The 20,771-nt window shown below is 69.9% G+C and carries 23 protein-coding genes; 10 read left to right on the forward strand and 13 right to left on the reverse strand.

Annotated elements, in window-relative coordinates; all coding sequences use genetic code 11:
* Window position 1 precedes the first annotated feature (1 nt).
* Window positions 2-1,642 carry a tyrosine-type recombinase/integrase gene (locus WFK95_RS18180; RefSeq protein WP_336671486.1) on the forward strand — a complete coding sequence of 547 codons (1,641 nt, stop codon included), beginning with the start codon at window positions 2-4 and terminating at the stop codon, window positions 1,640-1,642.
* On the opposite strand, the gene WFK95_RS18185 is transcribed toward WFK95_RS18180, so the two are convergent.
* Entirely contained in the window at window positions 1,545-2,606 is a 1,062-nt protein-coding gene (locus tag WFK95_RS18185; RefSeq protein WP_336671487.1) for a cell envelope integrity protein TolA, read from the reverse strand. The genes WFK95_RS18180 and WFK95_RS18185 overlap by 98 nt on opposite strands.
* A 368-nt stretch (window positions 2,607-2,974) precedes the next feature.
* On the opposite strand from WFK95_RS18185, the gene WFK95_RS18190 reads away from it, so the two are divergent.
* Window positions 2,975-4,066, forward strand: coding sequence for a hypothetical protein (locus WFK95_RS18190; RefSeq protein ID WP_336671488.1), 1,092 nt, complete (start codon window positions 2,975-2,977; stop codon window positions 4,064-4,066).
* Between the two features lie 116 nt (window positions 4,067-4,182).
* The gene (locus WFK95_RS18195; protein ID WP_224646538.1) at window positions 4,183-5,697 is read left to right on the forward strand and encodes a glyceraldehyde-3-phosphate dehydrogenase; all 1,515 of its coding nucleotides are present in this window, start codon (window positions 4,183-4,185) and stop codon (window positions 5,695-5,697) included.
* A 59-nt stretch (window positions 5,698-5,756) separates the two neighbouring features.
* Here the strand turns inward: WFK95_RS18195 and WFK95_RS18200 are convergent, their stop codons facing one another.
* From WFK95_RS18200 to WFK95_RS18210, 3 genes are all read right to left on the reverse strand, one after another.
* Window positions 5,757-6,743, reverse strand: coding sequence for a DUF5685 family protein (locus WFK95_RS18200; protein WP_336671489.1), 987 nt, complete (start codon window positions 6,741-6,743; stop codon window positions 5,757-5,759).
* 71 nt (window positions 6,744-6,814) lie between these two features.
* The gene (locus WFK95_RS18205; RefSeq protein WP_336671490.1) at window positions 6,815-7,357 is read right to left on the reverse strand and encodes an Imm51 family immunity protein; all 543 of its coding nucleotides are present in this window, start codon (window positions 7,355-7,357) and stop codon (window positions 6,815-6,817) included.
* Between the two features lie 10 nt (window positions 7,358-7,367).
* On the reverse strand, window positions 7,368-8,111 hold the full coding sequence (locus tag WFK95_RS18210) for a YggS family pyridoxal phosphate-dependent enzyme (protein ID WP_336671491.1): 744 nt from the start codon (window positions 8,109-8,111) through the stop codon (window positions 7,368-7,370).
* Between the two features lie 63 nt (window positions 8,112-8,174).
* Here WFK95_RS18210 and WFK95_RS18215 point away from each other — a divergent pair, with 63 nt between their 5' ends.
* Window positions 8,175-8,417, forward strand: a complete 243-nt coding sequence (locus tag WFK95_RS18215; RefSeq protein ID WP_068521248.1) for a hypothetical protein — start codon at window positions 8,175-8,177, stop codon at window positions 8,415-8,417.
* Between the two features lie 11 nt (window positions 8,418-8,428).
* Here the strand turns inward: WFK95_RS18215 and dnaG are convergent, their stop codons facing one another.
* From dnaG to WFK95_RS18230, 3 genes are all read right to left on the reverse strand, one after another.
* Window positions 8,429-10,354 carry a DNA primase gene (dnaG, locus tag WFK95_RS18220; protein ID WP_336671492.1) on the reverse strand — a complete coding sequence of 642 codons (1,926 nt, stop codon included), beginning with the start codon at window positions 10,352-10,354 and terminating at the stop codon, window positions 8,429-8,431.
* Window positions 10,355-10,463: 109 nt separating this feature from the next.
* Window positions 10,464-11,786, reverse strand: a complete 1,323-nt coding sequence (locus WFK95_RS18225) for a deoxyguanosinetriphosphate triphosphohydrolase (RefSeq protein WP_336671493.1) — start codon at window positions 11,784-11,786, stop codon at window positions 10,464-10,466.
* Window positions 11,787-12,266: a cold-shock protein gene (locus tag WFK95_RS18230; protein ID WP_336671494.1), complete on the reverse strand. Its 480-nt coding sequence runs from the start codon at window positions 12,264-12,266 to the stop codon at window positions 11,787-11,789.
* Window positions 12,267-12,349: 83 nt separating this feature from the next.
* On the opposite strand from WFK95_RS18230, the gene WFK95_RS18235 reads away from it, so the two are divergent.
* Entirely contained in the window at window positions 12,350-12,760 is a 411-nt protein-coding gene (locus tag WFK95_RS18235) for a lipoprotein LpqH (protein WP_259142860.1), read from the forward strand.
* Between the two features lie 84 nt (window positions 12,761-12,844).
* Here the strand turns inward: WFK95_RS18235 and WFK95_RS18240 are convergent, their stop codons facing one another.
* Entirely contained in the window at window positions 12,845-14,248 is a 1,404-nt protein-coding gene (locus WFK95_RS18240; protein WP_374201300.1) for a glycine--tRNA ligase, read from the reverse strand.
* Window positions 14,249-14,375: 127 nt separating this feature from the next.
* Here WFK95_RS18240 and WFK95_RS18245 point away from each other — a divergent pair, with 127 nt between their 5' ends.
* The gene (locus WFK95_RS18245; RefSeq protein ID WP_224646520.1) at window positions 14,376-14,777 is read left to right on the forward strand and encodes an ArsR/SmtB family transcription factor; all 402 of its coding nucleotides are present in this window, start codon (window positions 14,376-14,378) and stop codon (window positions 14,775-14,777) included.
* The gene (locus tag WFK95_RS18250; RefSeq protein WP_224646519.1) at window positions 14,774-15,190 is read left to right on the forward strand and encodes a Fur family transcriptional regulator; all 417 of its coding nucleotides are present in this window, start codon (window positions 14,774-14,776) and stop codon (window positions 15,188-15,190) included. The genes WFK95_RS18245 and WFK95_RS18250 overlap by 4 nt, the downstream gene beginning before the upstream one ends.
* A gap of 17 nt (window positions 15,191-15,207) precedes the next feature.
* Here WFK95_RS18250 and WFK95_RS18255 read toward each other — a convergent pair whose 3' ends face one another.
* From WFK95_RS18255 to WFK95_RS18275, 5 genes are read right to left on the reverse strand one after another with little or no spacing between them, the layout of a single operon-like run.
* Window positions 15,208-15,816 (reverse strand): TetR/AcrR family transcriptional regulator, encoded by a 609-nt coding sequence (locus WFK95_RS18255; RefSeq protein ID WP_224646518.1) that lies wholly within the window; start codon window positions 15,814-15,816, stop codon window positions 15,208-15,210.
* Window positions 15,813-16,997: an NAD(P)/FAD-dependent oxidoreductase gene (locus WFK95_RS18260; RefSeq protein WP_224646516.1), complete on the reverse strand. Its 1,185-nt coding sequence runs from the start codon at window positions 16,995-16,997 to the stop codon at window positions 15,813-15,815. Before WFK95_RS18260 ends, WFK95_RS18255 begins: the two co-directional genes overlap by 4 nt.
* Window positions 16,994-17,182, reverse strand: a complete 189-nt coding sequence (locus WFK95_RS18265) for a rubredoxin (RefSeq protein WP_068521261.1) — start codon at window positions 17,180-17,182, stop codon at window positions 16,994-16,996. The genes WFK95_RS18260 and WFK95_RS18265 overlap by 4 nt, the downstream gene beginning before the upstream one ends.
* 38 nt (window positions 17,183-17,220) lie before the next feature.
* The gene (locus tag WFK95_RS18270; RefSeq protein ID WP_224646514.1) at window positions 17,221-17,382 is read right to left on the reverse strand and encodes a rubredoxin; all 162 of its coding nucleotides are present in this window, start codon (window positions 17,380-17,382) and stop codon (window positions 17,221-17,223) included.
* Window positions 17,379-18,641 (reverse strand): alkane 1-monooxygenase, encoded by a 1,263-nt coding sequence (locus WFK95_RS18275; protein WP_336671495.1) that lies wholly within the window; start codon window positions 18,639-18,641, stop codon window positions 17,379-17,381. The genes WFK95_RS18270 and WFK95_RS18275 overlap by 4 nt, the downstream gene beginning before the upstream one ends.
* 211 nt (window positions 18,642-18,852) lie before the next feature.
* Here WFK95_RS18275 and WFK95_RS18280 point away from each other — a divergent pair, with 211 nt between their 5' ends.
* The 3 genes from WFK95_RS18280 to WFK95_RS18290 are packed head-to-tail and all read left to right on the forward strand — an operon-like array spanning window position 18,853 to window position 20,761.
* Window positions 18,853-19,278 (forward strand): MarR family winged helix-turn-helix transcriptional regulator, encoded by a 426-nt coding sequence (locus WFK95_RS18280; RefSeq protein ID WP_336671496.1) that lies wholly within the window; start codon window positions 18,853-18,855, stop codon window positions 19,276-19,278.
* Window positions 19,279-19,310: 32 nt separating this feature from the next.
* Entirely contained in the window at window positions 19,311-19,733 is a 423-nt protein-coding gene (locus WFK95_RS18285; protein WP_336671497.1) for an organic hydroperoxide resistance protein, read from the forward strand.
* A gap of 32 nt (window positions 19,734-19,765) precedes the next feature.
* Complete coding sequence (locus WFK95_RS18290) at window positions 19,766-20,761, forward strand: zinc-binding dehydrogenase (protein ID WP_336671498.1); 996 nt, start codon at window positions 19,766-19,768, stop codon at window positions 20,759-20,761.
* Window positions 20,762-20,771: the final 10 nt, after the last annotated feature.

Below are 20,771 nucleotides of genomic sequence, written 5' to 3' on the forward strand. Positions count from 1 at the left end.
CATGGCGATCACCCCACGCGAGACCAAGCAGCGCAAGAACGGCAAGCCCGTCCGCACCTACATCGTGACCTGGAAGGAGACAGTGCGCGATGAGTTTGGGATGCCCGTGCCCCAAGACCCAGCGCGCCCGACAGGCCGCAAGAAGAAGTCCCAGCACTACCGGACCTTCCCGACCTACGCCGAGGCAGAGCAGTTCGAGGACGACCTGCGGTCGCGACGCCACCGCACCGCCGCCACGTCCACGTCGGCCACGTTGAAGGCGGGTGACCTCCCGTTCGCCCACTACGCCCGCGCGTTCTTCGACAGCCTCGCGGGCACGATCAAACCCGACACCATCACGGAGTATGAGGCCACATACCGGCGCTACCTCGCGCCCGTGTTCGGGAGCCGTGCAGTCGCCACGATCAGCCCGACCGACGTGCGGAGGTTCCGCACCGCGCTGCTGAGCCCGCGACCTCGCCGGGACTACAACACCCGCACCCCGGCAGCCGAGCGTGCCCGCCGCGCCGACGAGGACCAGACCGGGAAGAACAAGGGCGCTGCCAACCAGACCAAGAACACCGCGCCGGAGTTCATCACGCTGTCGCGCGGCACGGCCAAGCACGCCTATGACGCCCTGCGCCGGATTCTGGATGTGGCCGTGGTCGATGGGGCGCTGCCGTCGAACCCGGTCCACTCGCTGCCGTTCCCGCGCCGAACCACCGTCCACGCGGGCGAGGAGGTCGTGGAGCTCGTGGCCGGCCACAGTGCCGACGCCACCCCCGAGACCTCCGCGCCGGACGCCGCGCCGGTCGTCCGCACTGCCCGTGCCGAGCGGTTCAGTGCGCGCCCGCTGACGGCGGATGCCGTGGCCGCTGTGGTCGCGGACATCACCGACCGGCAGGGCCACCCGATCTATGGCCTTGCTGTCTTGTTCTCCGCGTACACCGGCCTCCGCCAGGCTGAGCTTCAGGGCCTCGAACTCGGAGACCTAACGCTCCCGAGCAACCGCGAGCGAGGGCGACAGGCCGCTGCAACGGGGACCGGGAGCCTGCGAGTCGAGCGGACCCGGACCGCCGTCAAGGGCGGCTGGAAGGTCGGCGCGCCCAAGTCCGAGAAGTCCCGGCGAACGGTGCCGATTGACGGGTGGCTGGTGGAGGACCTGCGGCGGTACCTCGATGAGGTGCACCCGTACGGGCCGACCCGCAACGGCCAGCCCAACCCCGACTACCGACCGACCGCGCCGGTGTTCCCCGCCCGGTTGACGCTCGCTGAGGCCAAGCGCCGGGGGCGCGACGTCACCGACAAGTCGCAGATGTACGACTGGGCGCACCCGATCAACGCGGCGAACGTCTACAAGCGGCACCTACAGACCGCGCTTGCCGAGCAGGGTAGGCCAAACTCTCGGTGGCACGACCTCCGCCACACGTTCGCGGTGCTCAGCCTGTCCGCCGGGGAGCACTACATGCAGGTCAGCAAGTGGCTCGGCCACGCCCAGTTCACCACGACCCTGAACGTGTACGGCGACTACATCTCCAGCGCGGAGGGCGGCAAGGCCGCGCCGCTCACTCGCCCTCAGATTGCGGCGGCTCCGCAGGCGCAGGATCGGCAGGAGCCGAAGGATTCGGCTCACCTCGCGCCGGTTGTACCTCTGTTTGGTTGATTCCGAAACGCCTAGCCAAATCGTTCGCATCGGCGGCATCCTGCATTCGCTCAGCGTCCCGCCTAGCTTGAAGTTGCTGCGGATCCTCACTGAGGTTTACCCATATGCCGGTGTTCTCAGACGAGAATTTAGCCGCAATCTTTCCGATCTGCACTAAAGCTTCGTTTGTCGCCTTCATCCGCTTTTCAAGCGTTTTAGCTACGTCGTGAATAGTGTTCATCGACACAAATTCCGCCCCGTTGAGCATGAGGAAGTCGAGCGAAACGGGAGTTTCGTAGTGGACCGACCTCGAAATATCGGTGTACCGAACCGTACCCTCGTGAACGTTCTTGATACCCTGCGCGTCGATGTGATGAGGCGCAAAATCCCACAGCCCTCGCCACTCCTGGCCGGGCGCAAGAATCGGAATGAAATCCGGTATCGCCACCGGCCGTATCGGCTCCCCCGGACTGTCAGGCGCGCTCTCTGGGGTCGAATCCAGTTCAATTCTGATGTCGAAGGCAGGAGTCGTCCCGAAGTTCTTGATGACGATGTCCAAGAACTGCCAGTTTCCTTCGACAGGTCGCGCAAACATCACGACGTTCGGGCGCGCCTGAAGTTCCCGGAGCTTCTTAGCGTCGTCGGCCTGCTGTTGCCTTGCGGCCTCGGCGCTTTCAGCCTGGGTGATCATCGCTTGCTCTCGTACGGCCCGGTCAGCCTCAGCCTGCGCCATTTGTTCGGTCCGCGCTCGATCGCGTTCGATAGATGCCTGACGATCTTTGTCAGCCTGGACGATCCTGTCGCGTTCAGCATCAGTTATTTGCTGCCGTATCTGCCTAACTTGCTCCTTCGCATAGCCCGCGGCCTTCAACCCAACGAACACCGCCGCTCCAACCGCAAACCACGCAGCGATGGCGCTCCAAGCACTTGCACTTAGAGCAAAGAAGAAGTCCCACGCGTCTCGGATCCAACTGAACCACCCCATACCGCGCCTTGCCTTCCGAAGCGTCTGCCTTGAGCTGGGATCATCCCATGCGCCACCGACAGGTTTCGGAGGGTCTTGATCTCACCCCCGTCTCAGCCCCCGTGCGGGCGACCGGAACCCGCCGGACCCCTCCCGAGGGCGACCGGAGGCGACCCGATCCCTACCGGATCCGTGCTGGTCAAGGGCGGTTACGCGGCGCGTTTCCGCTTTTCGCCGACGAAATATCCCTGGTCGCGGCGCTGCCGACGGAGGCGAGCGCTACTTACTCATAATCCGCTGGTCGTGGGTTCGAGCCCCACCTGCCCCACCACGACGGACCATGCGGATCGTCACGGAAATCCGCTTGCGACCCCGGATACGTTGAATCCGTGACCACGCCAGCGCTGTGGATCAGCGGCGCGCCCGGGACGGGCAAGACCACCACCGGGTGGCGGGTGTTCGAACTGCTCACCGCCGCGGGCGCGAACGCCGCGTACGTCGACATCGATCAGCTCGGGCTGCTCGGCCCCTTCGAGCGCCTCTCGGGCGCCACGCCGCACGTGGTGAAGGCGGAGAACGCCCGGCGTCTGGTCGGGACCCTCGCGGGGCTCGGGCTGCGCCAGATGGTGATCTCCGGCATCGTCGACCCGGACCTCGGCGACCCCGTGTTCGCCGACGCCCCAGCGGATTCCGGCATCGACCTCACGCATGTGCGGCTGCGCTGCGCGTGGCCGGAGCTGCGGCGGCGCTACCTGGACCGCGGCTCGCCGCCGGACGCGCTCGCCGACCTCGAGGAGCTGGCCGCGCGGGTCGACCGCAGCGCGGCCGACACCGTCGACACCACCTCGCGCGACGTCGACGACGTGGCGCGCGAGTTGGTCGCCCGTCGGACGACCGCCCGGACCGCGCCCTGGGCGACGGCACCGAGCGCGCGCGCCGCTCCGCTGCCGACGACGGTGCTCCACGGCGCGACCGCCGCCGGCAAATCCACCGTGGGCTGGGAGCTGGTCCGGCGCCGGTGGGCGGCGGGGCGCGCGACCGCATACATCGACGTCGAACAGCTCGGCTTCCACGGCCCGGCCTACCACCGCGACGTGCACGCGGCCGCGTACGCGGCGCTGACCCGGGGATACGCGAACGCCGGGGCAGACGACCTGATCGTCGTGACCCGGGACCCGGACCTGGTCGCCGAGGCGCACCCCGAGGGGCTGGCCGGCGTCCTGCTCGACGCCTCGGACGAGGCCCTCACCGCCCGCGTAGCACTGCGCTCCGCGGAGAGCACCGGACGCCTCCCCGGCGACGAACTGCTCGGCGCCGACCCTGCTCACCAGCGGATTCTCGCCGATCGCGCCCACCGCGAGGCGGCGCTCCTCCGTCGCTCCCCCGCGCACGACGTCGCGATCGACGCCACGAGGGGCGCACCGTCGGACGTCGTCGACCGGATCGAGCGCGCGCTCGGCGATCGTCCCGGTGGAGCGTGAACGCACTTCCGCCGCACCGACCACGGTGACCAGGCATTCCGGAGCCGATTGGTTGCACACTCCCACCATCGCCCCGGTGGCTCGCGGCGCGGTCAGCGCATTGCATAATGATGGGCGTGACGCAACAGCTGGAGCCCGAGTCCCCGTCGAACTCCGCGACTGCCGATGGGCATCGCGGCGCGTACGACAGCCACCGCGACGCCTGGGTCGCCCGTGAGGAGCAGGCCGAGCGCCTGATCCCCATCATCGGCCGGCTGTACCGCCAGCACGGTGTGGTGTCGTCGATCCACGGGCACCGCCTGATCAACCTCTCCACCTCCGCGGTGATCTCGGCGCACGAGCGCGCCGAGGAGCTGGGCCACCAGGCCCTCACGCTGGCGCAGACGGAGAAGGTGCTGCGCGGCCTGCTGGAGATCGCGCCCGAGCCCGCGTCGATCGACATCGCGCGCCTGGCCGTCCTCGCCGCGGACCTCGAGTCCGACGAGGCCGTGCAGGAGCTGCTGCGCGCCGAGATCGCCAAGCGCAACGTCCCGGTCTCCGATGGTGACGGCGCCGACGTCGTGCTGTACGGCTTCGGCCGCATCGGCCGCCTGCTGGCCCGCATCCTGATCAGCCACGCCGGCAACGGCCACGGCCTGCGCCTGCGCGCGATCGTCGTGCGCCGCAGCGTCAAGAACGACCTCGAGAAGCGCGCCAGCCTGCTGGCCCGCGACTCCGTGCACGGTCCGTTCGCCGGCTCGGTCTCGATCGACGCCGAGAACGACGTGATCATCGCCAACGGCACTCGGATCCAGGTCATCTACTCGGACGATCCGTCGACGATCGACTACACCGCGTACGGCATCAAGGACGCGCTGATCGTCGACAACACCGGCAAGTGGCGCGACGAGGAGGGCCTCGGCCTGCATCTCAAGAGCAAGGGCGCCAAGCGCGTGCTGCTCACCGCGCCGGGCAAGGCGCCGCTGAAGAACATCGTGCACGGCATCAACGACAGCACGATCGAGGACGCCGACAACATCCTCTCCGCCGCGTCGTGCACCACGAACGCGATCACCCCGGTCCTCGCGGCCCTGGACGAGGCCTACGGCATCCAGCGCGGCCACGTCGAGACGGTGCACTCGTTCACCAACGATCAGAACCTGATCGACAACCTCCACAAGGGCGACCGCCGCGGCCGCTCGGCGGTGCTCAACATGGTGATCACCGAGACAGGCGCCGCGAAGGCCGTCTCGAAGGCGCTGCCGCAGCTCGAGGGCAAGCTCACCGGCTCGTCCATCCGCGTCCCCACCCCGGACGTCTCGCTGGCGATCCTCAACATCACCCTCGAGAAGCCGACCAGCAAGGACGAGGTCAACGACTACCTCCGCCGCGTCTCGCTGCACTCGAAGCTGCGCCAGCAGGTCGACTACATCGAGTCGCCCGAGGTCGTGTCCACGGACTTCGTGGGCTCGCACCGCGCCGGCATCGTCGACGGTCTCGCGACCATCGCCGACGGCAAGGACCTCGTGCTCTACGTCTGGTACGACAACGAGTACGGCTACTCCTGCCAGGTGGTCCGCGTGCTCGAGCGCATGTCCGGCGTGCACCCCGTGGTCATCCCGGCCCGCGCCGACGTCCGCGTCGAGGCCTAAGCACCCGAATCCGTCACCGCCCCGGTGGAAGCCCGTGCTTCCACCGGGGCGGTGTCGTTTCACGAGCAGTCGCAGCAGCACCCGTCGCCGCAACAGCAGTCGCCGTCGCAGCAGCAATCGCCCGCGTTCTCGCCCACCTCGACCGATCTCCTGCCCAGCTTCTTCTTCGACTTCTTGGTCATCGGCGTGCGCTGGGCGGCGAGGACCGTGGCCATCGCGGTGAGCAGCAGGGGTCGCACCAGCCGGTCGTCGCGCAGCTCGACCCGGCCGAGCCTGTCGATCACGATGTCGCGCAACGCCTGCAGCCGCGCGACGGCGGCGTCCACGGACGTGCCGGTCGCGTCGAGCGGGTTGTAGTCGCCCCGTTTCCGATCCCGCGGCAGGTCCTCCAGCGCGTCCGCGAGGTGCGCGAACTCGCCGTAGGCGCGGCCCAGCTCGCCGAGGGCCTCCTCGTTCTCCGGGCAGCCGGCGAGCCCGGCCGATGCCGCGAACATCGCGCCGACCGCCGACGCCGTCGGCGCGGTCACCTCGGCGAGCTCGGTGGCGCGGGACTCGATCCGCGCCTGCTCGGCGAGCCCGGCGAGGGCGTCGGGAACGTGCGCCGCCGCGGCGACGGGAGCATCGGCTGCGGCGCGGCGCCCGAGCCGTCGCTCCGTCGCCCGCAGCAGCCCGACGGTGCCGCGCCCCGCGGGACCGGGGCCGCACAGGCCCTCCTCCCGCTCGGCGGCGCGATCACCGATCTTCGCCGACGCCAACGTGAGCGCGGCGGTGGCACCCAGCCGCACCCCGAGCTCCGCAGGCGCGATCACCTCCGCGCGGCGCATCCCGCGCAACGCGCACGGGCCGGCCGTGCGGGTGGCGGCGGGCCGCGGCTGCTGCGCCTCGACGAGCGCCGAGAGCAGCGCGGCGTCGGTGTTGGTGAACGCCCGCGCCGGCTGCCCCGCGGTGTCGCGCAGCGTCAGGCACAGCCCGCACAGGTGCGCGCGCCAGAGCCGCCGCACCGCGGGATCGAGGTGAGTGGAACACGAGCGCACGAGACCGAGCACGATGGGACTCCGATCACTGTCTGCAACCGCTGGACCCGACCATTGTGCCGGGCCGCGCCCCCGCCGGGCCGTCAGTCGTCGAAGACGAAGCCGTCGGCCTCCGCAGCGGCGACCACCTCGCGCACACGCGCGGGATCGGTCGCGATCCGGGCCATCTCCGAGCCCAGGATCACCAGGGTCTCCTTGTCGCTTCGCGCGCTGAACATGCCCGCCTCGCTGTCGAACCGGATTCCCACGCGCATCTGCTCGGGCAGGATCCGCTCGGCGACGCCCTGCCAGAAGTAGCCGTTCGGCTCGTGCCCGAGCGCGACGACGGCATCGTCGGACGGGGTGCCGCCGGCCAGGAGGATCAGCGAGTACTCGCCCGGAACCGTCTCGACCAGTTGCAGGGGCGCGATCCCGCCGGCGCGACCGCCGCTGCGCTTCGCGATCACCCTCCGCAGGCCGCGCCACACCGCGAGCACGGCGACGGAGCCGAACAGGATCGCGGGGTACTTCAACCACGGATTGAGGGGGTCGAGCAGCCAGAACAGCAGGCCGAGCGCCACGACGACCGCCAGGAGCTCGGCGATGTCGGCGACGGTGAACTGGCGATCCTCGTCATCGGTCAGCACGAGGGGAAGGTTACTGCCCCTCGGGCCAGTAATGGCTGTCGGGCAGCGCCCGAGAGCCGAAGATCGCCTGGCCCACCCGCACGCAGGTCGAGCCCTCCTCCACGGCGATCTCGTAGTCGCCCGACATGCCCATCGACAACTCGACCGCCTGGGGCCAGTCCTGCACGGCCCGGTCCCGGACGTCCCGGAGCCGGCGGAAGCAGGCGCGCACCCGTTCCTCGTCGGCGGAGAACTCCGCGAGAGTCATGAAGCCGCGCACCCGCAGCGAAGCGAACGCGGGCAGTTCCGCGAGGAAGGCCGGCACCTCGGCCGGCGGCAGCCCGTACTTCTGCTCCTCGTCCGACGTGTTGACCTGCACGTACACATCGAGGCCGCGGCCGAGCGCCTGGAGCCGGCGGTCGAGCGCCTCGGCGACGCGGACGCTGTCGAGTGCCTGGAACTCGGCGGCGACGGCGGCGACGTCCTTGGCCTTGTTGGTCTGCAGGTGGCCGATCACGGCCCAGGAGACGTCCAAGTCGGCCATCTCGGCGCTCTTGCGCTTCGCCTCCTGCGGCTTGTTCTCCCCCAGCTCCCGGCAACCCGCAGCCACGGCGAGCCGCAGCCGCTCCTGCGGCACCGTCTTGCTGACGGGGAGCAGCCGCACGTCCGACGGTGACCGCCCCGCCCGGGCCGCCGCGGCGTCGATGCGGCGCATCACCTCGGCGATCCCGGCCTCGAACTCGGCGACGGTCTGGGCGGGCGGGTACGAGCTCATGGATCGAGCCTATCGGCCGGGGACCGCCCGCCGGAGCGGGGCCGCGGCCGGTACAGTGGCGGCATGATGCGACTGGTTATCGCCGCAGGTGCCGGCTACGTGCTGGGCACCAAGGCCGGACGCCGCCGGTACGAGCAGATCAACCGCACCGCGAAGGCCATCGCCACCAGCCCGGCGACGAAGAAGGCCGTGGAGATCGGGCGCCGCAAGCTCGCCGAGCAGCTCAACCCCGATCCGAAGATGCGCACGATGCGCGAGATCGACGCGCAGACGGTGATCTACTCCCCCAAGACCGACCTGGACTAGACCGAACCGGACTAGAACGCCGAGTCGCCGACAGCCATCTTGAGCAGGCTCTGCCGGTAGCTCTCGAGCGCGACGAGGTCGCCGAACAGGCGGTTGTAGTCACCGTCGGAATTGGGCGACATCCGGCGCAGCTTCGACTTGAGGTCGGCCACCTGCGCCCCGACCCACACCTCCTGCAGCCGCGCCATCACGGACTCGACGTACCGCGGCGACGGGTCGCCCGCCACCTGCATCGGCTCCACCGCGAGCTCGGTGACCAGCGGCTCGAGCACGGGACCGTCGACGTGGCGCACCACCGTGTCCACCCATTCGGGGCCGCCGAGGCCCGCCGCGATGCCGCCCGCCGCCTCGATCGCCAGCCGCACCTGGCGGTACGCGGGGTCGGTGAACATGTCGTCGGAGAGCGCGTCGAAGACCATGCCCGCGAGCGCGGGCACCTGCAGCGCGGCCTTGAGCACCTCGCGCTGCACCCAGAGGACCGGGTCGGCGGGGTTGGGGCGCTGCGGCCCCGTCGGGCGGGGTGCCGGGGCCTCGGGAACCGCGTCGCGGATCCGGTTGGTCGACGGTGCGGGCGCGCCGGGCCCGGGACGCCCCTCGCCGCGGCGGATCCGGGCGGACTCCTCCCGCACGCGGCGCAGCACCTGCGCGACGTCCTCCCAGCCGACCCACCCGGCGAGCTGGCGCGAGTATTCGTCCCGCAGTGCCATGTCCTTGATCCGCGCGACCACGGGCACCGACCGGCGCAGCGCGTGCACGCGCCCCTCGGCGGTGTCGAGGTCGAACTCCTGGATCAGCGTCTTCACCACGAACTCGAACATGGGCACGCGCTGCGCGATGAGGTCCCGCACGGCCTCGTCGCCGCGCTTCTGGCGCAGCTCGCACGGGTCCATGCCGTCCGGTGCGATGGCGACGAACGACTGCCCGGCGATCTTCTGGTCGCCGTCGAAAGCCTTCATCGCGGCGGCGCGGCCGGCGGCATCACCGTCGAAGGTGTAGATCACCTCGCCGCGGAAGTAGCTGTCGTCCATCATGAGCCGCCGCACGAGAGAGACGTGGTCCTCGCCGAAGGCGGTGCCACAGGACGCGACGGCGGTCTCCACGCCGGCGGAGTGCATGGCCATGACGTCGGTGTAGCCCTCGACGACCACCACCTGGTGCCCCTTGGCGATGTGCTTCTTCGCGTGGTCGAGACCGAACAGCACCTGGGACTTCTTGTAGAGGATCGTCTCCGGCGTGTTCATGTACTTGCCGAGGTTGTCGTCGTCGAAGAGCTTGCGCGCGCCGAAGCCGATCACGTCGCCGCCGAGGTTCCTGATCGGCCACAGCAGCCTGCGGTGGAACCGGTCGATCGGGCCGCGCTGCCCCTGCTTGGACAGGCCCGCCGCCTCGAGCTCCTTGACGTCGAAGCCCTGCCGCAGCAGCGCCTTCGTCATGGTGTCCCAGCCCGACGGGGCGTAGCCGCAGCCGTAGAAGCGAGCATCCTCCTCGGTGAACTCGCGTTCGGTGAGGTAGGTCCGGGCGATCTCCGCCTCCGGGGTGCGCAGCTGCTCGGCGTAGAACTTCTGTGCGGCGGCATTGGCCGCGACGAGCCGCATGCGGGTGCCGCGGTCCTGCTTGGGGCCGGGAGCGCCGCCCTCGTAGGAGATCTGGATGCCCACCTTGTCGGCGAGCTGCTCGACGGCCTCCACGAAGGGCACGTGCTCGATCTTCTGCAGGAAGGAGATGACGTCGCCGCCCTCGCCGCAGCCGAAGCAGTGGAAGAAGCCCTGCGTGGGACGCACGTGGAAGCTGGGGGTCTTCTCGTCGTGGAACGGGCACAGGCCCTTCATCGATCCGACGCCGGCGGGGCGGAGCGCCACGTACTCGCCGACCACGTCCTCGATGCGCGCACGGTCGCGGATCGCCGCGATGTCACGCTCCGGGATTCTGCCGACCACGGCAACAGTCTACTGACTCCCGTGGCGTGAAAGATCTACACCTGCATCCGGCGTTTTCCCAGGTCAATCGAAATCGATGTCCCTCAGAGCGCGGAGAGGTGTCGATCTTTCAACTCTCCAGCACTTTCTCGTCCAGCCGCTCCAGGCGCGTCTCCGTCATCGACGCGATCTGGTCGACCACGACGCGCAGGCGGACGGCGTCGGAATCCGCGGCGAGGTAGGCCGGGGAGTACAGCGGATCGATGTTCGACGGTGACGCGCCCATCAGGTAGTCGGCCACGCGCAGGATCCGGTCCCGCTGGCCCTGCTGAATGGCGAGGTGCATCTGGTTCGAGTAGATGTACTGCAGCGCCATCGTTTTCAGCAGGATCACCTCGGCGCGCACGGACGGCGGCACTTCGACGTCGGCCTCGTACCGGCACACCGGCTCGTTGCTCGTGGCCGCCCGGGTCGCGTCGATCGCGGCGGAGGCGAAGCGGCCCACCAGCTCGCTCGTCATGCGCTTGAGCGCCACCGAGGAGGCGAGGTCACCGTCGTACTTCGCGGCCGCGGCGACCACCTCGAAGGAGGCGAGGCGGGCGCCGGCCTCCTCCAGCTCGGCGGCCTCGGCGCCGCGGAAGCTGCTCGCGCCGAAGCCGGAGAGGCTGCGCACCTCCGCGGGCGAGGAGAGGGCGCGCAGGTCGAGGCGGCCCGACAGGACCCCGTCCTCGACGTCGTGCACGGAGTAGGCGACGTCGTCGGACCAGTCCATGACCTGCGATTCGAGGCACTGCCGGGTGCCGTGCGGGCCGTTCTCGCCGCCGCGCATCCAGTCCAGGACGTAGGCGTCGTCGTCGTAGACGCCGAACTTGCCGCCGGGCTCGCGGCGCAGCCACGGGTACTTGGTGGCGGCGTCGAGCGCGGCGCGAGTGAGGTTGAGGCCGGCCGACTCCCCCGCAGCGTTCAGCACCTTGGGCTCGAGGCGAGTGAGGATGCGCAGGTTCTGCGCGTTGCCCTCGAAGCCGCCGATGCTCGACGCGACCTCGTCGAGGGCGCGCTCGCCGTTGTGCCCGTAGGGCGGGTGCCCGATGTCGTGGGCGAGGCCCGCGAGGTCCACGAGGTCGGGATCGCAGCCGATGCCGAGGGCGATGCCCCGGCCGATCTGGCTGACCTCCAGCGAGTGGGTGAGCCGGGTGCGCGGCGTATCGCCCTCGCGCGGGCCCACGACCTGCGTCTTATCGGCGAGCCGGCGCAGCGCGGCGCTGTGCAGCACGCGCGCGCGATCCCGCGCGAAGGCGGAGCTGTGCCCCTCCCACCGCAGGGCCTCCCACTGCGGGCCCGAGAAGAGCGTGGGCTCCGTATCCGCTTCGAGCCCCGCCGTTTTGGGCTGCTCGGCGACGAGGCGTTCGACGTCGGCCGGCTGGTACGCGGCCGGCCCGGGCAGCAGCGGCACCTACTCGGTGACCCAACCGCGCGCGAAGGCGAAGTCCGCGATCCGCTGACGGATCGCGATGATCTGGCCGGCGGTCAGATCGTCCGAGGAATCGAGCAGGAGCTCGTTGAGCTCGTCGACGAAGGACTGCATGTCGAGCGCTCCGGCGGCCGCGCGCGGTGCGGCGTCCCGACGGGGCGCCTGGTCGCGCCGGTCGCCGCGGGAATCGCGGGAATCGCGGGAATCGCGGGAATCGCGACTGTCCCGGTTGTCGCGACGGGGCGCGGCGGCGGGAGCTCCGCCGACGACGGCGACGTTCACGGCCTTGAGCCCCTTGTCGCCCTTCTCCACCTCGAACGTGACCGCAGTGCCCGGCCGCAGCGCCGACTCGTCGAAATCGATGTCGTTCACGTGGAGGAAGACGTCCTCGCCCCCCGCGTCCGGCGCGAGGAAGCCGAAGCCGCGCTGCGTGTCGAAATGGACCACCTTGCCGTTCGTCATGCGTCGAGTATCCCATAGTGAGACCGTGCGGCCGGTTGGTGCGGCGCGTCGGACCTGCCGCGATCCCCCGGTACGGTGATCGCATGAAGAAAGCGGCAGTCGCCCTCGCGGGCTGCACCCTGGTGGCGCTCGCGGCGTGCACCTCCCCCAACACCGACTCCAGCACCGTGGTCGAGATCGACGGGAAGGCCGAGAGCGCGGCCGAGTACGTCAACGCCGGCTGCTCGCGCAACGGCGACAGCATCACCGTGGGCTCGGGCAGCGTGCAGACCGCCCGCGGCGTCGGCGCCATGCTCACCGAGGGCAACCCGCCCACGGTGAACAGCCTGTTCATCGCCACCGGCGGCAACGTGATGACGGTGCTGAACACGCCCGTCGGGAAGGTCGGCTCGGCCAAGGCCTCGAAGGCCGGCAACCGGTACACGATCACCGGAGAGGCCCGCGCCGCCGACCTGAGCACCAAGAAGTTCCGCGTCGAGATCACCTGCGGCTAGCACTGTCCAGATCGGACAAGATCCGAGAGCGAAGAGAACAACGGCGCCCCGGTGCATCACCGGGGCGCCGTTCTCACGACCTGATCAGCAGCCGGCGAGGCGCGCGGCCAGGTACTGCTGGATCTCGGCGAGCGGCACGCGCTCCTGCTCCATCGTGTCGCGCTCACGCACGGTCACGGACTCGTCCTCGAGCGTGTCGAAGTCGACGGTGACGCAGAACGGCGTGCCGATCTCGTCCTGGCGGCGGTAGCGCTTGCCGATGCCCTGGGCGTCGTCGAAGTCGACGTTCCAGAACTGCCGCAGCTGCGCGGACAGCTCGCGTGCCTTGGGCGAGAGCTTCTCGTCGCGCGAGAGGGGCAGCACTGCGACCTTCACCGGGGCGAGGCGACGGTCGAGCTTGAGCACGACGCGGGTGTCGGTGCCGCCGTTGGCCTTCGGCACCTCCTCCTCGGTGTAGGCGTCCACGAGGAAGGCCATCAGCGAGCGGGTGAGGCCGGCCGCGGGCTCGATGACGTACGGCGTGTACCGCTCACCCGACTGCTGGTCGAAGAACTCCAGGGACTCGCCCGAGTGCTTCGTGTGGGTGCCGAGGTCGAAGTCGGTGCGGTTGGCGATGCCCTCGAGCTCGCCCCACTCGCTGCCGGTGAACTCGAAGCGGTACTCGATGTCGACGGTGCCCTTGGAGTAGTGGCTCAGCTTCTCCTGCGGGTGCGTGAACAGGCGCAGGTTCTCCGGGTCGATGCCGAGGTCCGTGTACCACTTGAGGCGGTAGTCGATCCAGTACTGGTGCCACTCGTCGTCGTCACCCGGCTTGACGAAGAACTCCATCTCCATCTGCTCGAACTCGCGGGTCCGGAAGATGAAGTTGCCGGGCGTGATCTCGTTGCGGAAGCTCTTGCCGATCTGGCCGATGCCGAACGGCGGCTTCTTGCGCGCCGTGGTCATCACGTTCTTGAAGTTCACGAAGATGCCCTGCGCGGTCTCGGGCCGCAGGTAGTGCAGGCCCTCCTCCGACTCGATCGGGCCGAGGTAGGTCTTGAGCATCATGTTGAAGTCGCGGGGCTCGGTCCACTGCCCCTTGGTGCCGCAATCCGGGCAGACGATCTCCGACATCGGCACGGCGTCCGGGTCGACCTCTTCGCCCTTGGCGGCGCGCTTCTCGGCGAACGCCTCCTGGAGGTGGTCCTGACGGTGCCGCTTGTGGCAGTTGAGGCACTCGACCAGCGGATCGTTGAACACCGAGACGTGGCCGGACGCGACCCACACCTGGCGGGGCAGGATGATCGCGCTGTCCAGACCCACCACGTCGTCGCGCGAGGTGATCATGTTGCGCCACCACTGCTTCTTGATGTTCTCCTTGAGCTCCACGCCCAGCGGCCCGTAATCCCAGGCCGACTTCGTGCCGCCGTAGATCTCACCCGACTGGAAGACCAGTCCCCTGCGCTTGCACAGGTTGGCGACGGTATCGACTTTGGTTGCTTTGGCCACGGCGCGCTTCATCTCCGACGGGTTGTGAGACCAGAAAAACGTACGCACCGACTCTACCGTTCGCACCCCGGACCACGGCGCGATGGGACGCCTCCGGTCCGGCGGCTTGACGTGGCCGATCCCGCATATGAAAATGATTGTTGATAAGAGGAGGCACCCCATTCCCACCGACATCGTCCCGACCGCCCTCGTCGCCGACTGCCCCGTCGACCCCGAGGACCCGCCGCGCACCCAGCCCGATCCCGAGGTGCTCACCGCCACGGGCGACCTCCTGCGCGCCCTGGCCGCCCCGGTCCGGATCTCCATCGTGCTCGAGCTCATGCACTCCGAGCTCTGCGTGCATCAACTGGTCGACGCCCTCGGCGTGACCCAGCCCCTCGTCAGCCAGCACCTCCGCGTGCTCAAATCGGCCGGCGTCGTGCGCGGCGAGCGCAACGGCCGCGAGATCGTCTACCGCCTGGTCGACGACCACCTCGCGCACATCGTGGTCGACGCGGTCGCCCACGCCACCGAGCGGCCGGGGGCGTGACGGTGACCGTCCACGCCGCCAAGGGAACCGGAATCCGGGCGACCAAACAGCGCGGGGCGATCACGCAGGCGCTGCGATCGGTCTCGGAGTTCAAGTCGGCGCAGGAGCTGCACGAGCGGCTCCGCGCGGACGGCGAGTCGATCGGCCTGACCACCGTGTACCGGAACCTCCAGGCGATGGCGGACGCGGGCGCCGTCGACACCCTGCGCACGGACAGCGGCGAGGCCCTGTTCCGGTTGTGTTCGGACGAGCACCATCACCACCTCGTGTGCCGCGAGTGCGGACGCACCGTCGAGGTCACCGACCGGGCCGTCGAGGCGTGGTCGGCCCGGACCGCCGCGGCGCACGGCTTCACCGACGTGACCCACACGCTGGAGATCTTCGGCCGCTGCGCCGACTGCTCCCGGCCCTGACCCGATCCGGGCGCGGTTCAGCTACGAACGGCCTGGGCGAGGAACGGCGAGAGCACCGCGGACACCTCGCGCGCCGCCTCCTCCGGGCCCTCGATCGGCATGGTGAGGTGGCTGAACGCGAGCCGCACGAGCACGCCGGCCGCGATCTGCGCGTCGGCCCGGCGGACCTGTGCCCAGCTCATGGCGAGGATCTCCGCGAGGCCCTCGGCGGCGCGCTGCATGATCGGCGTGCCGTCGATAGTCACGATCCCCATGAGGTCGCGGTGGGGGTTCGGTCCCACGATGTTGATGACGACGGGGTCGCCCATCCCGATCTCGAAGACGCCGCGCATGGCGTCGTCGACGGCGGCGTCGATCTCGCCCGGGTGCGCGTCGATCCGCTCCTGCACGTAGGCGAGGAGGCCGTCGACGAACCGGGTGACGTAGGCGACGGCCATGCCCTTGCGGGAGCCGAACTCGTTGTACAGGGTCTGCCGGCTGACGCCCGCCTGGCGGGCGACGGCGGCCATGGTGACCGCCGACCACTCCCTCCCGCTCAGGACGCCGCTGACCGCGTCGAGCGCCTGATCCCGCACCGTTTGCTTCGGCGCGGCATCAGCGGCATCGCGCCCGACGAGGACGGTCATCGTGCGACCGCCGCCGCGATCTGCTCGGACAGCTCGCCACGGACCGCCCGCAGCTCCTTGGGCCGACCCACCGCGACGGCGCCGGCGAGGCTGCCGCCGCGGTTGCACCGCGCGAAGAAGGGATCACCGCTCGCCGTGTCCATGGGACCGTCCACCTCCAGCTCGTCGTCCGCCGCGGGCCATCCCGCGAACTGCAGCACCGCCCCGAACTGGTTCGACCAGCCCCACGGGACCGTGGGGGCGGGCGCGCCGCCGAGGAGCACCTGCGCGGCCGCGGTGCCCTGGTCCTGCGCCGCCGACCAGTTCTCGGCCCGGTAGCTGCCGCCTTCCAGCGGATGGGGCACCCGCGCGCAGTCGCCGATGGCGTAGACGCCCTCGGCGGACGTGCGGTACTGCTCGTCCACCAGGATACCGTCGTCCACGCGCAGGGCCAGACGCTCGGCGAGGCCGGTGTCGGGGCTCGAGCCCACGGCCACCACCAGCAGGTCGGCGACGAGGGCGCCGCCGCCGGGCAGCGCGACGGAGACCTGGTCGGGGTCGACGGTGATCTCCCCCGGCCGGACGCCCAGCAGCAGGTCGACGCCGGCGTCGCGCTGCAGGCCGGCGAGGCGCTCCCCGATCGACGGGGGCACGACGCGGGCGAGCGGCAGAGCGGCCGGCTCGACGACGGTGACGGCGGCCCCCAGTTTCGCGGCGGCGGAGGCGACCTCCGAGCCGATGAGTCCGGCGCCGAGCACGATGACCCGGCCCGCGCGGCCCAATTCGTCGCGCAGCGCGGTCGCGTCGGCGAAGTCCCGCAGGTACCTCACGCGGGGCGCGGGCGGCAGGCCCGGCAGCTCCCGGGCCGCACCGCCGGTCGCGAGAACCAGCGAGCCGTAGGCGAGGTCGGCACCGTCGGACAGCTCCAGGGTGCGGGCGGCGGTGTCGCCACCCGTCACGGTGACCCCGGTGCGAACCGTGACGTCGATGTCCTCCCAGTGCGTGGCCGGCTTGAGGAGCGCCTTCTCGACGGGCATCCCCGCCAGCAGCACGTCCTTCGACAGGGTGGGCCGCCGGTACGGGAGGTGCGGGTCGCGCCCGATGAGGGTCACGGCCCCGTCGTATCCGCCGGTCCGCAGCGCCAGGGCCGCGGTGGCGCCCGCGACGCCCGTGCCGACGATCACCACGCTGTCGGTGCTCATGCCCGCGATACCTCGACCATCTCGAAGTCGGCCTTGGCGGCGCCGCAGTCGGGGCAGGACCAGTCGTCCGGAATGTCGTCCCAGCGCGTGCCGGGCTCGATGCCGTCCTCGGGCCAGCCTTCGGCCTCGTCGTACTCGAAGCCGCACTGGAGGCAGCGGAACAGCTTGAAGGGTGCGTCACTCATTGTCGGTTCCTTTCTCGGAGGGGAGGATTCGCGCCGGCTCAGACCGGTTCGAAGTCGATCTTGTCGCGGACCCCGCAGTCGGGGCAGTTCCAGTCGTCGGGAATATCAACCCAGAGGGTGCCGGCCGGCCAGCCCTCGCGGGGCGCGCCCGCCGCCTCGTCGTAGACGTACTGGCACACGGGGCATTTGAAGGCGCTCATGCGGCGGCCTGCTCTCCGGTCGCGGTGGCGCCGTACTGGGCGAGGACCTTGTCGCGGACGCGGGGGTGGATGTTGACCTTGGTGATGTCGCCGTCGTAGTGGTCGAGGACGCGGTGGTCCATCAGGCGGCGCCACAGCGGCGGGAAGTAGGTCAGGCCGATCAGCGTGGCGTAGCCCTGGGGCAGCGACGGGGCCTCCTCGAACGAGCGGAGGGTCTGGTAGCGGCGCGTGGGGTTGGCGTGGTGATCGCTGTGGCGCTGCAGGTGGTACAGGAAGACGTTGGTGATGATGCGATCCGAGTTCCAGGAGTGCTTCGGGGCGCAACGCTCGTAGCGGCCGGAGGCGAGCTTCTGACGCAGCAGGCCGTAGTGCTCGAGGTAGTTCACCGACTCCAGCAGGCTGAACCCGTAGACGCCCTGGATGATCAGGAAGGGCAGGACGTACCAGCCGAAGACCGCGGTCAGGCCACCGAACAGCACGACGGTCATGAGCCAGGCGTTGAGCACGTCGTTCTTCAGGGTCCACGGGCTCTTGCCGAGTCGCTCGAGGCGGGTCTTCTCCAGCTCCCACGAGGACTTGAGGCTGCCCCACACGCTGCGCGGCAGGAACTCCCAGAAGGTCTCGCCGAAGCGGCCGGACGCGGGATCCTCCGGGGTGGCGACGCGCACGTGGTGGCCGCGGTTGTGCTCGATGAAGAAGTGGCCGTACATGGCGGGCGCCAGGGTGAGCTTGGCGATCCAGCGCTCGTTCTCGGGCTTCTTGTGGCCCAGCTCGTGACCGGTGTTGATGGCGATGCCGGCGACCACGCCCAGGCTGAGGGTGAGGCCGATCTGGCTGATCAGGCCGAGCCCGCCGCCGGTCGCGTACACGCCGCCCAGCCAGGTGAGGTTGTCAGCGGTGAGGAGGTAGCACATCAGCACCAGCGAGGCGAGCTGGAAGGGCAGGAAGACGTAGGTGAGCCACTTGTAGTACGTGGAGTTCTCCAGCGCCTCCATCACCTCCTCCGGCGGGTTCTCGCCGTCGTCGCCGGCCTTGATGTCGACGATCGGGAGGATCACGTACAGCAGGATCGGGCCGATCCACCACAGCACCGGGGCGAGGTACATCAGCGGGGTGCTGCCGATGCCCAGCAGCATGATGAGCCCCACCGCGAAGAACAGGGCGGTGGGGACGAACAGGCCCCACAGCCAGAGTCGCTTCTTGTGGTCGGTCCAGACGGCTTCCTTGCCGTCCGCATCGATGTAAGCCAGGCCCTTCATGGTGCCTCCTTAATCCGTTCGCCCCCGGCAGGGGCTGTGACTGAGGTCATACGCTCTGGACTCAGTATTTGACATGTTCCGACGATTTGTCAAGTAAATCGTGGACAGTTCGCGCTGATATGTAAACCCGCAGGTAGACAGGTCGACCCAGTTCGTCCAGTCGCAGGAATTTTCGGTTGTGCGCAATTGAATTGCGTGCCATCATCATGGGGTGGAAGCGAACCGGACCCTGGACGAGCAGCTGTGCTTCGCGCTGTACTCCGCCGCGCGGGTGGCGTCGAACGCCTACCGCGAGGAGCTGTCGACGCTAGGCCTCACCTACACCCAGTACGTCACGCTCCTCGCCCTGTGGGAGCGCGACGGCGTCACCGTCTCGGCGCTGGGCGAACGCCTGCGCCTCGACAGCGGCACCCTGTCGCCGCTGATCCGGCGGCTCGAGGGCGCCGGCCTCGTCGAGCGCCGCCGAGACCAGGCCGACGAACGACTGGTCACGGTCCACGTCACCGCCGCGGGGCACGCGCTGCGCCCCCGGGTCGACGCCGCCCGCAGCCGGGTCTACGAGGGCTTCAACCTGCCCGTCGAGGACGCGGTCGCGCTCCGCGACCTGGCGAACCGCTTCTGCGCCGCGCACACCTGATCACCCCCGACGTTCCAGGAGGAACCCCCGACATGAGCACCGTGTACACCGCCGAGGCCATCGCCACCGGCGCCGGCCGCGACGGCCGCACCCGCACCGACGACGGCCGCGTCGACCTGCAGCTGGCCATCCCGAAGGAGATGGGCGGATCCGGCGACGGCGCCAACCCCGAGCAGCTCTTCGCCGCCGGCTACGCCGCCTGCTTCCACTCCGCGCTCCAGATGGTCGCCCGCACGCAGAAGGTCGCGCTCGGCGACTCCAGCGTCGGCGCCCGCGTCGGCATCGGCCCCAACGACTCCGGCGGCTTCGGCCTCACCGTCGCGCTCGAGGTCGTCATCCCCGACGTCGAGCACGACGCCGCCCAGGCCCTCGCCGACGCGGCCCACCAGGTCTGCCCGTACTCGAACGCCGTGCGCGGCAACATCGACGTCACCGTGACCGTCGCGAACGACTGAACTCCCCCACCACTTCTCACAAGGAGACATCCATGCGTGCACTCATCCAGGACGAGTTCGGCGACCCCGCGAGCGTCCTGTCGGTCCGCGAGGTCCCGCTGCCCGAGCCGCGGCCCGGCCAGGTGCGGATCCGCACTCTGCTCGCCCCGATCCACAACCACGACCTGTGGACCGTGAAGGGCGACTACGGCTACAAGCCCGCCCTCCCCGCCGCCTCCGGCTCCGAGGCCGTCGGCGTGATCGACGCTCTCGGCGAGGGCATCGAGGGCTTCACCGTCGGCCAGCGCGTCGCCACCGGCTCGGCCTTCGGCACCTGGGCGGAGTACTTCGTCGCCGGCGCCGCCGGTCTGCTTCCGGTCCCCGGGGAGATCTCCGATGAGGCCGCCGCACAGCTCTTCTCGATGCCCTTCAGCGCGATCAGCCTGCTCGACTACCTGAACGTCCAGCCCGGCCAGTGGATCGTGCAGAACACCGCCAACGGCATGGTCGGGCGCCTGCTGGCGCAGCTCGCGGCCGCCCGGGGCATCAACGTGACAGGCCTGGTACGACGGTCCGCCGCCGTCGACGAGCTCGCGACCTTCGGCGTGACCAACGTGATCGCCACCGACAGCGTGGGCTGGCGAGACCGCGCCAAGGAGCTCGCCGGCGACGCGGGCTACGCGGCCGCCGTCGACTCGATCGGTGGCGCGGCGAGCACCCAGCTCGCCCTCCTGCTCGGCCAGCGCGGCACGCTCGTCTCGTTCGGCGCGATGAGCGCCACCAACCCGGGCGAGGGCGCGATGCTGGAGATCCCCGTCAACGTCGCGATCTTCAAGGAGATCGTGGTCAAGGGCTTCTGGGGACGCACCGTGAGCCAGGAGATGGCGCCCGCCAAGCGGGCCGAGCTCATGGGCGAGGTCGTCCGCGGCGTCGCCGCCGGCACCCTCGCACTGCCCGTCGACGGGGTGTACCAGCTCGACGAGATCTCCTCCGCCGCAGCGGCGAGCGGCCGCCCCGGCCGCGTGGGCAAGGTGCTCCTGCGCCCCTGATCACCACCGC

The organism is Tsukamurella sp. USMM236, from assembly GCF_037148755.1.
Lineage (GTDB): Bacteria > Actinomycetota > Actinomycetes > Mycobacteriales > Mycobacteriaceae > Tsukamurella.